This is a genomic window from Rhodoplanes roseus, assembly GCF_003258865.1.
Taxonomy (GTDB): Bacteria; Pseudomonadota; Alphaproteobacteria; order Rhizobiales; family Xanthobacteraceae; genus Rhodoplanes; species Rhodoplanes roseus.
This window is the reverse complement of sequence record NZ_NPEX01000238.1, coordinates 1-9,171: the sequence shown is the minus strand read 5'-3', so window position 1 is coordinate 9,171 and position 9,171 is coordinate 1. Positions and strand designations below refer to the sequence as shown.

9 protein-coding genes are annotated in these 9,171 nt (G+C 71.0%); 5 read left to right on the top strand and 4 right to left on the bottom strand.

What is annotated here, in order from left to right:
• From CH341_RS24170 to CH341_RS24160, 3 genes are all read right to left on the bottom strand, one after another.
• On the bottom strand, positions 1 to 523 hold a 523-nt coding region (locus CH341_RS24170), incomplete at its 3' end, for a glycosyltransferase family protein (protein WP_146604601.1).
• 44 nt (positions 524 to 567) lie between these two features.
• Positions 568 to 1,728, bottom strand: coding sequence for an LPS export ABC transporter permease LptF (gene lptF, locus CH341_RS24165; protein ID WP_111421539.1), 1,161 nt, complete (start codon positions 1,726 to 1,728; stop codon positions 568 to 570).
• Positions 1,729 to 1,851: 123 nt separating this feature from the next.
• The gene (locus tag CH341_RS24160; protein ID WP_245431230.1) at positions 1,852 to 2,475 is read right to left on the bottom strand and encodes a UdgX family uracil-DNA binding protein; all 624 of its coding nucleotides are present in this window, start codon (positions 2,473 to 2,475) and stop codon (positions 1,852 to 1,854) included.
• Between the two features lie 99 nt (positions 2,476 to 2,574).
• On the opposite strand from CH341_RS24160, the gene CH341_RS24155 reads away from it, so the two are divergent.
• From CH341_RS24155 to CH341_RS24145, 3 genes are all read left to right on the top strand, one after another.
• The gene (locus tag CH341_RS24155) at positions 2,575 to 3,261 is read left to right on the top strand and encodes a DNA-3-methyladenine glycosylase family protein (RefSeq protein WP_245431229.1); all 687 of its coding nucleotides are present in this window, start codon (positions 2,575 to 2,577) and stop codon (positions 3,259 to 3,261) included.
• 5 nt (positions 3,262 to 3,266) lie between these two features.
• Positions 3,267 to 3,956 carry an alpha/beta hydrolase gene (locus tag CH341_RS24150; RefSeq protein WP_111421536.1) on the top strand — a complete coding sequence of 230 codons (690 nt, stop codon included), beginning with the start codon at positions 3,267 to 3,269 and terminating at the stop codon, positions 3,954 to 3,956.
• A 185-nt stretch (positions 3,957 to 4,141) separates the two neighbouring features.
• The gene (locus CH341_RS24145) at positions 4,142 to 4,699 is read left to right on the top strand and encodes an HNH endonuclease (protein ID WP_111421535.1); all 558 of its coding nucleotides are present in this window, start codon (positions 4,142 to 4,144) and stop codon (positions 4,697 to 4,699) included.
• 18 nt (positions 4,700 to 4,717) lie between these two features.
• On the opposite strand, the gene CH341_RS24140 is transcribed toward CH341_RS24145, so the two are convergent.
• Positions 4,718 to 7,231 (bottom strand): glycosyltransferase, encoded by a 2,514-nt coding sequence (locus tag CH341_RS24140; protein WP_245431228.1) that lies wholly within the window; start codon positions 7,229 to 7,231, stop codon positions 4,718 to 4,720.
• 260 nt (positions 7,232 to 7,491) lie between these two features.
• Between CH341_RS24140 and CH341_RS24135 the strand changes: the two genes are divergently transcribed.
• Both CH341_RS24135 and CH341_RS24130 read left to right on the top strand, forming a co-directional pair.
• Positions 7,492 to 8,820, top strand: a complete 1,329-nt coding sequence (locus CH341_RS24135) for a lipase family protein (protein ID WP_111421533.1) — start codon at positions 7,492 to 7,494, stop codon at positions 8,818 to 8,820.
• A 121-nt stretch (positions 8,821 to 8,941) separates the two neighbouring features.
• The gene (locus CH341_RS24130) at positions 8,942 to 9,136 is read left to right on the top strand and encodes a DUF488 family protein (RefSeq protein ID WP_111421532.1); all 195 of its coding nucleotides are present in this window, start codon (positions 8,942 to 8,944) and stop codon (positions 9,134 to 9,136) included.
• Positions 9,137 to 9,171: the final 35 nt, after the last annotated feature.

Genomic DNA, 9,171 nt, shown 5'->3' with positions numbered 1-9,171 from the left:
GCTCCGGCTGCCGGCGGGCAGATGCAATGGTCGGCGGCAGTACGGCGATGCGCTCCGCCTCGGTACCCCAGGCGGCCCGATAGGCCTCGGCCTGCGGGCGGGCGAGCAGCAGCAGGCGGGTGCGTGCCCCCGGTGCGAAGGCGGCGCCCTCGAGGGTCCGGAACGCGCGGTAGCGCGGCAGCAGGGCCAGCCAGGGCGCGCCCGCCATGCGGGCCGCGATCGAGGGATCGGCGCAGTAGAGAAGATCCAGCCCGGCGATCTTGTTGAAGCCGACGACCGCGTCGAAATCCCGCGCCGCCGCGGCAATCCCGGCCGAGAAGGCCGCCTGGCGGCCGTGATTGGTGCGCGCCGCGACCGGTAGCTCCGTGACGGCCAGGCCGTCGGCATAGTCCCCGGCCGCCCGCTCGGCCGTGAGGATCTCGACCGCGGCACCGCGCGCCGACACCAGGCGGGCGAGAGCGAGGCAGTCGCGCTGCAGGCCGCCGCCCGGAAACAGCTTCACGATCGCGAAGGCAATCCGCATGGTCGACCCGCCGGCGCCGCCCGTCCCGGGTCCGGGCCGCCCATTCACCGCAGCGCCGGGCGCGGCACCAGGGCGAGCAGCCGGTTGCGCAGCGCGGCGAGATCGATCGAGGTCTCGTATTCGAGCCCACGCCCGGTGTAGATGGCGAACAGACCGAGCCCGATCGCCCCGAGCAGCACCGGGTAGAGCAGGTAGAGCACGGCGGGCGAGCCCTGCCCCACCGCCATGCAGGCGAAACCCAGGATGCGCAACCCGAACACGCCGACGATCACCAGCACGGTGGACATCACCCGGCCCTGCCGGGTCGAGCGCGGCGTGCACAGCAGCACATAGGCGATCACCACGAAGGCGAGCGGATAGAGCGGCGCCACCAGGCGGTCGTTCAGCTCGACCCGGAACTGGTTGGGCGAGGTCTTCAGGAGCTTGTCGTCCGGCTCCGGCCAGAGCAGCTCCCACAGATAGCGCTCGCGCAGGCCGTAGGAGACCCGGTTCGCCACCGTGTAGGGCGACAGGTCGAAGGCGTAGCGCTCGAACTTCACCATGGTGGGGTCGCGGTCGGCGGCGCGGCGGCGCTGCACCCAGCCGTCGGTCATCACCAGATAGGTGCCGCGGGCGGTCTGCACGATGTTGCCCTGCTCGGCCAGGATGGTGGCGCGCTCCTTGGGATCGCGGAAATCGTCGATCAGGATGCCGCCGAACTGGCTGTCGCTGCGCTTCTCGCGGATGTGGAAGGTGAGCCCGCGCTCGATCGACGTGAAGGTGCCGGGCCGCACGATGTTGGCGACGACGTCGGCGCGCACCTTGGACAGGCGGTCGTTCATCTCGCGCTGCAGGAAGGGCGACAGGAAGGTGGCGATGAAGGCCACCATCAGCGAGACCACCAGAGCCAGCATCACGAAGGGCCGGAACAGCCGCCCCGGCGACACGCCGGCCGCGCTCATCACCACCAGCTCGGAGTCGTTGTTGAGCTTGGTCAGGGTCGAGACGACGGCGATCAGCATGGCGATCGGCGCCAGCACCAGCATCAGGGTCGGCACGATCAGGCTGGTGATGCCGATGAAGGTCAGCACGGTCTGGCCCTGGCCCGTGATCAGGTCGATCTGGCGCAGGATCTGGGTCACCCAGATCACCGCGGTCAGGCTGAACAGGACCAGCAGGAACAGGTTGATGCCGGTCTTGAAGACGTATCGGTCGAGCGAATCCATCGGGTCTCGTCGCGGGCCCGGCGCGCCGCGGCCGGTCGATCCCTCTGGCCGATCTTATAGGCGATGTCGTGGCGCTTGGCACGCGGGCGGCTCCCCGGGGGGAGAGGTCGCGGCGGTGCCGGACTAGGCGGCCTGCCGCAGGCGCGCCGCGCAGGCCTTCAGGTCGGCGACGAAGCGGGCGTATTCGCGCTCCTTGTCGGCTTTTTCGCGCAAGCGCAGCAGGTAGGAGGGGTGGATGGTGACGACCACCGGCTCGCCGTCGCGGCCGGTCAAGAGCTCGCCGCGAACCCGGCCGATGGTGACGCTGCGGCCGAGCAGGCTCGCCGCCGCGGTGGCGCCGAGCGCCACCACCAGTTGCGGTCTCACCAGGGCGCGCTCGATGTCGTTCCACCAGCGGCAGCGCTCGATCTCGTGGGCATTGGGCTTCTTGTGCAGGCGGCGCTTGCCCCGCGGCTCCCACTTGAAGTGCTTGACCGCATTGGTGACGAACACGGTCTTGCGGTCGATCCCAGCCTCCAGGATGGCGCGGTCCAGAACCTGTCCGGCCGGCCCGACGAACGGCCGACCGGACAGATCCTCCTGGTCGCCCGGCTGCTCGCCCACCATCATCAGCCGTGCATGCGCCGGGCCCTCGCCCGGGACCACCCGGGTGGCGTCCCGGTAGAGCGGGCAGCGCGTGCAGGCGGCCTCCGCCTCGCGCAACGCCGACAGGCTGGTGATCGCCGCATCCGGGGTCGGGTGGTCCATGTCGAACCAATTTCGGCGCCGAGTCCGGGTTCCCGGACGCACCGCCCGGAAATCGGCTGGAGCGGCCGGCGCGGCGCGCCTATCTGTCGGACCATGACGGTGCCCGCCCCGCCCTCCTCCGCCCTGCTCCGCATCGACACCGAGGCCGACATCGACACCGGCCTCGCCCATCTGATCGCGGCCGACCCGCGGCTCGCCGCCGTGCTGGCGACCGGCGGGCACCCGCCCCTGCGGCGCCGTCCCGGCGGCTTCGCCGGCCTCGCCGCGACCGTGCTGGGCCAGCAGCTCTCTACCGCCAGCGCCGCGGCGATCGGGGCGCGGCTGTTCGCCGCGATCGACCCGTTCGCGCCGGCGGCGGTGCTGAAGGCGCGCCCGGACCGCCTCGCCCGGATCGGGCTGTCGGCGGCCAAGATCAAGTCCCTCAAGGAGATCGCCCGAGCCCTGCAGGACGGCTCGCTGGACCTTTCGGCGATCGCGACGATGCCGGCCGACGAGGCCCATGCGGCGCTGGTCGCCGTGCACGGGATCGGGCCTTGGACGGCCGACAGCTACCTGCTGTTCTGCCTCGGGCACTCCGACGCCTGGCCGGCCGGCGACCTCGCGCTGCAGGAGGCGCTGCGGCTCGCCTTCGGCCTCGACGCCCGCCCGACCGCCCGGCAGATGATCGCGATCGCCGAGCCCTGGCGCCCGTGGCGCGGAGTGGCGGCCTTCCTGCTGTGGACCTATTATCGCACCGTCAAGCAGCGCGATCCCGTGCTGCCGGCCCCGCCGACCCCGGCGGACTGAGGAGAATGCCCGTGCCCGCCGTGCTCGACGGACCCCGCCTGGAGCCGCGCTCGAAACAGCCGGCGCGCCAGCTCGTCGTGTTCCTGCACGGCTACGGGGCTGACGGCAACGACCTGATCGACATCGGCCGGATGTGGCAGGACGACCTGCCGGACGCCGCCTTCGTGTCGCCGCACGCGCCGCGCCCCTGCGGTCAGGCGCCGGTCGGCCGCGAGTGGTTCCCGCTGACCTTCCGCGAGCCGGGCGAGCGCTGGCGCGGCGTCAACGCCGCCGCCCCGGTGCTGGACGCGTTTCTCGATCAGGAGCTCGCCCGCCGCGGCCTGCCCGGCGCGGCGCTGGCGCTGGTCGGCTTCAGCCAGGGCACCATGATGGCCCTGCATGTCGGCCTGCGCCGCGCCGTCGCGCCGACCGCGATCGTCGGCTATTCGGGCATCCTGGTGCTGCCGGACGACGGCGGCCCGGAGGCCGCGGCGAGCGTGGCGCCCGACATCCGGGCCCGCCCGCCCGTGCTGCTCCTGCACGGGGCCGACGACGAGCTGATCCCGGTCCAGGCCCTGCTGATGGCGGCGAACGGGCTCGCCGCGCTGGAGATTCCGGCCGAGTGGCACATCTCCTACGGCATCGGCCACGGCATCGACGAGGACGGCCTGCGGCTCGGCGGCGCCTTCCTGGCGCGGCGATTCGGGGTGCGCTGAGACGGGCGATTCGCCCGCGACGCACGCGAAAGAGGTCTCTCCCGACCGCCCCGATCACGAAAAATCCAAGAGGTTCGGCGAAGCTTCACAAGGCTGTCACGGCTGCCTATAAGATACGGGGGTGCTGATATGCTGCGCTGCAGCGGTCCGTGCTGTAGCGATCCGACGAACGAGGTGGAGGAGCGTTGAACGCTCATACTTCTCCGAGCGGATGGCCCGTCCTGGTGCTCAACGCCGACTTCCGTCCGCTGAGCTACTATCCGCTGTCGCTGTGGTCGTGGCAGGACGCGATCAAGGCGGTCTTTCTCGACCGCGTGAACATCGTCGCCCATTACGACCATGCGGTTCACAGCCCGACGCTGGAGTTCCAGCTGCCGAGCGTGGTGTCGCTGAAGACCTTCGTGAAGCCGACCACCAACCCGGCCTTCACCCGGTTCAACGTCTTCCTGCGCGACCGTTTCTCCTGCCAGTACTGCGGCAGCCACGACGACCTGACCTTCGACCACGTGATCCCCCGTTCGCGCGGCGGCCAGACCACCTGGGAGAACGTCGTCACGGCCTGCTCGGCCTGCAACCTGCGCAAGGGCAACAAGACCCCGCACGAGGTCGGCATGAAGCCGGGGCAGTTCCCGTTCCAGCCGAGCGTCAACCACCTGCACCGCAACGGCCGGCTGTTCCCGCCCAACTACCTGCACGACTCCTGGCTCGATTATCTCTACTGGGACACCGAGCTGGATCCGTGAGGCTGCGGCCCGGCCGGATCAGACCGGCACGGCGTCGGCGCAGCGTGTCTCGACCAGCCCCGCCGCCCTGGCGACGGCGCGCGGCAGCTCGTCGGGCGCCGCGCCGCGGTACTGCGTCGCCCGCTGCTGCAGGGCCGCGAGTCGTGCGTCGTCGAGACACAGCGCCTCGATCTCGCGATGCCACGCCGGAAGGTCGGAGGGATCGATCGCCGGCATCAGCCCCTCGGACGCCTCGATCAGGGCCGGATGATCGGAGACGACCACGGGCGTCCCCGCCGCCAGGCTTTCGGCGACCGGCAGGCCGAAGCCTTCGGTGAACGACGGGAACACGCAGAAGCGGGCGTGGCGATAGAGCCAGAGCAGCGTCTCGTCCGGCACGTCCTCCAGGATCCGCAGATGCGGCGCGAGCCGCCAGTTGCGCTCGATCGTCAGCCGCACCGTGTCGACGCACCACCCCCAGCGGCCGACGAAGACCAGGACCGGCAGGCGGTCGGCCGGCAGCACGCCGCGCAGCCGCTCCCACAGATGCAGCAGCATGATGTGGTTCTTGCGGACCTCGATGGTCGAGCAATAGACGACGAAGGGACGACCGCCCTCGAAGCCCGCGGGCGCTGCGCCGTACGGCGCCGCATTCGGCTGCAGGCCTGCCGAGCGTGCGACCGCCATGGGCGGCACCTGCCGGCCGATGGAGGCCATCGCCCGCTCGACCCCGGCCGCCGTGGCGCGTGACACCGCGACGAGGCGATCCGCCGCGGCGATCACCGACAGCATGTTGTCCGAGTAGTCGCGGGGATCGCGGCCGGCGGTCCAGTGCGGCGTCTCCCAGACCATCAGGTCGTGCACCACCAGCACGACCCTCGCGCCGCGGTCGCGCAGAGCTTGGAAGACCCGGGCCGGCACGTCGTCCCAGGGATTGGTCACGCTCACCAGCACGTCGCCGGAGCCGACCTGCAGGGGTGGCGCGACATCCGCCGGCGACCGATGAATCGTCGGGGATCTGCGCCGGCGCAGCGCGCGGCGAAGACGGGCGGCGGACAGCACGGATGATCCGGCGAGCCGATGGAGCGCCCCGAATCGCGCGACCTGCGTCGCGATCGTCGACTCCGGCCAGGGCGGCGGCGGGCACCACGCGGCGAGCTCGCGGGCGGCGAGAACGCCGCGCCCGTCGTCGCGGTTGGCCAGGAACTCCAGCTCGAACGGCGTGAGCCGGCGGAAGCCGCCGTCCGCCGCGCCGCGGCACACGAGATGCAAGTCGGCCTCGGGGTGCCGGGCGAGCTCCGCCGCGACGTCGCTCTCGACGCGGGACATGCCGACCGGCGTCCGCCACCCGCCCGCGAGCGACAGCGAGACGTCGAACAGCACCCTGGCACGCCCCGGCGACGGCGGCCGCCCGGCGGCCGGCGGACCGCGACGCAGCCAGCCGCCGTCGAGCACGGCGAGCAGCATCGGCGCGACGATCTGCGACGAGAACTCGCGCATCGCGCGCTCGCGGCCGGCGCGGCCGAGACGGCGTGCGAGACCGGGATCCTGCTGCAGCCGCGCGATGGCGTCGGCGAGCCCCTGCACGTCCTTCTCGTCGACCAGCAGCCCGTCGACCTCGTGGCGGATCATCCGGCCCGGCGCGCCCGCCGCGAAGGCGATCACCGGGCGCCCGTGTGCCCAGGCCTCGATGATCGAGCGGCCGAACGTCTCCGGGCCGCCATGCTCCGAGACGGAGGTCACCAGCACGGCGCGACACTTCGCGAGCAGCGGGGTCGGATCGGCGACGTGATCGTGCAGCGTCAGCGTCCCGGTGGCGCCGACCTCCTCGGCCTGCCGCACGATCTCGCGGTACAGCTCGGGGCTCGGCCGGTGACCGTAGGACGCGATCGCGATCTCCGGACGAGACTTGCGCAGGCGCCCGGCGGCGCGAGCGAGATGGACATGGCCCTTGAAGCCGTTGACCGTGGCCAGATGCAGGAAGCCCGCGCCCGGCGCCGCCTCCGGCGTCGCACCGGGAACGTCGACCGGGTTGGGCACGACGAGGGCGCGCAGAGCGCCGTGCGGCCGGACGAACCGTCCGACATAGTCGGGCTTCTCCAGCACCGAGCGATCCGGCACCAGGAGGGTGGCGCGCGGCAGGGATGCGAGCAGGGGCTCGTAATCCCGCCACAGGAAATCGTGGACGAAGACAAAGCACCGGGCGTCGAGACCCGGCAGCCGGCGCGCGGCATGCACCAGGATGCGCAGCGAATCGAGCGTGTTGCCGAGGATCGCCGAGGGACGCAGCGCCAGGCAGCGCTGCATGAGCAGCCGTCCCGCATCCCGGACGAAGGAGTCGTGCGCGGCGTCGACGGCGTGGATCTCGAGACCGGGCCGGTCGATGCGGTGCAGCCGCTCCAGATGATACGGGTTGCAGGCGAAGACCACCACGGTTCGTCCCGCCGGCACATGCGGCAGGAGGATCTCGATGTTGCGCTCGGCTCCGCCATAGCCGGTCGCCACCGAGACGATGACCAGCGGCCGTTGCGATCGTGCGGCGTCCGACGACAATTCAGCCCCTCTTCCGGTGAACCGCCGAGACCGGCCCGCGCTGCGAAGAAGCATGCGGCACCATGTCGGATATCGGCAGGGAGACGGCGTGCGATGCGTGCAAGCGCTCGGCGTCACGCGCTGTTGTAGAGAATCGTTCACATCGGAATATATAAGACGAGCCGCCGCAGAGCAGCGGGACGGCATTCCGCGGGACCGAGCAACCGCACCTTTGTTTTCACCACCACCGATCGAGCCAGCATCCGAACCGGAGCAAGGGCATGAAGATCCGTAGTGCAATCTCATTAGTACTTGGAAGTGCCGCAGGAGCATTGGTGCTGGCCGGCCCGGCGCCGGCGGCCGAGGTCGACGTGCCGCCCTTCTACGTCGCCGCCGCCAAGCTCCCGAAGGCCGGCAAGCTGGGACAGGTGATCGCCAAGGAGGCCGTCGCGACATCGATCCCGAACGCCACGGCATGGCGCATCGCCTATGTCTCGTCCGACGTCCGCGAACAGCCGACGATCGCCACCGGCCTGGTGGTCGCTCCGAAGGGACCGCCGCCCAAGGCCGGACGGCCGATCGTCGCCTGGGCCCACGGCACGACCGGGACGGCGCAGAATTGCGGCCCCTCGCAACTGCTGAACCCGGTCCAGGAGCTCAACGAGTATTTTTTGGTCGGCGGAACGTCGTGGACCGATTTCGGCATTCCGGCCGTCGGCGATTTCATCCAGGACGGCTACGTCGTCGTCGCCACGGACTATCAGGGACTCGGCGGCGGTGGCCGCCATCAGTACGCGGTCGCCGCCACCCAGGCGCGTGACGTCATCGACTCCATCCGCGCGGCAGGAAACCTCGGCCTCGCGGGCGCCGGCCGCAAGGCCGTGATCTACGGCTGGTCGGTCGGCGGCGGCGCCACGCTCGGCGCGGCGAGCATGCCGGACTACGTGACGCGGAACGGCACGGCATTCGACGGGATCGAGGTCGTCGGCTTGGCCGCCCTGGCGCCCTACGACGTCGCCGTGACGGCCCCCAAGGGGGCGCTGGACGACGCCGCCGCGGCCAAGATGATGGAGGGGCTGTCGCAGAGCTTCTCCGACAACCCGATGGACTTCGCCCATTTCGCCATGACGCTGTGGGCGCTACCGGCGGCGTTTCCGGAGCTGAAGCTGACGGACGTCTTCACCGACGACGGCGCCAAGGCGATCGACGCGATCATGACCAGGAAGTGCATACACGCGGGCGCCGACACGATCGTCTACACTTACGGCGCCACCTACAAGCAGCTCCTGCGAGACCCGCCGGCCAATGCCGGAGCGTGGACCCGGGCCCTGCTGAAGGGAAGCGTCGCGCCGGTGCGGCCGGTCGCCCCCGTGATCATCTATTGGGGCACCAAGGACGTGGTGGTTCCGCCCGTGATGGGACAGCTCTATCGCGATCAGATGTGCGGGCTCGGCGCCAATGTCACGCGGGTCCAGCTCGCGGGCGAGCAGACTCATTTCACCACGCCCACCGCGGCGAAGCCGCTGTACGTGCCGTGGATCAAGGATCGCTTCGCCGGCAAGCCCCTGGCCGACGGCTGTGCCGGCGGATCGAGCGGACCGACGCCGTGACGGCGAGGCGCCTGTCGCTCGCCCGGAACGGCTCCGCCCGGTCGACGCCCACGAATTGACGAACGCGCGGCCGCTACATAACTGCTCGGAGGACAGCAGCAGCGGCCGCACGACCCCCGGCATGACGAACGTCGACATCCTCACCATCGGCCACTCCTCGTCGACCTTCGAGGAGTTTCTCGACCGGCTGCGCGGAGCCGGCGCGACCGCGGTCGCCGACGTGCGCAGCGCCCCCTATTCGCGGCGCCATCCGCAGTTCGACCGCGCGCCGTTGCGGGCATACACCTTGGCGCAGTCGACGACGTCCTGCTCGTAGGCGAAGTCGTCGGTGCCGGCCGAGAGGGTCGGCTG

Bases quoted from the DNA above. Each gene is read 5' to 3' on its own strand.
- lptF (WP_111421539.1), bottom strand. From the start codon at position 1,728: ATGGATTCGCTCGACCGATACGTCTTCAAGACCGGCATCAACCTGTTC.
- CH341_RS24160 (WP_245431230.1), bottom strand. From the start codon at position 2,475: ATGGACCACCCGACCCCGGATGCGGCGATCACCAGCCTGTCGGCGTTG.
- CH341_RS24150 (WP_111421536.1), top strand. From the start codon at position 3,267: ATGCCCGTGCCCGCCGTGCTCGACGGACCCCGCCTGGAGCCGCGCTCG.
- CH341_RS24135 (WP_111421533.1), top strand. From the start codon at position 7,492: ATGAAGATCCGTAGTGCAATCTCATTAGTACTTGGAAGTGCCGCAGGA.
- CH341_RS24130 (WP_111421532.1), top strand. From the start codon at position 8,942: ATGACGAACGTCGACATCCTCACCATCGGCCACTCCTCGTCGACCTTC.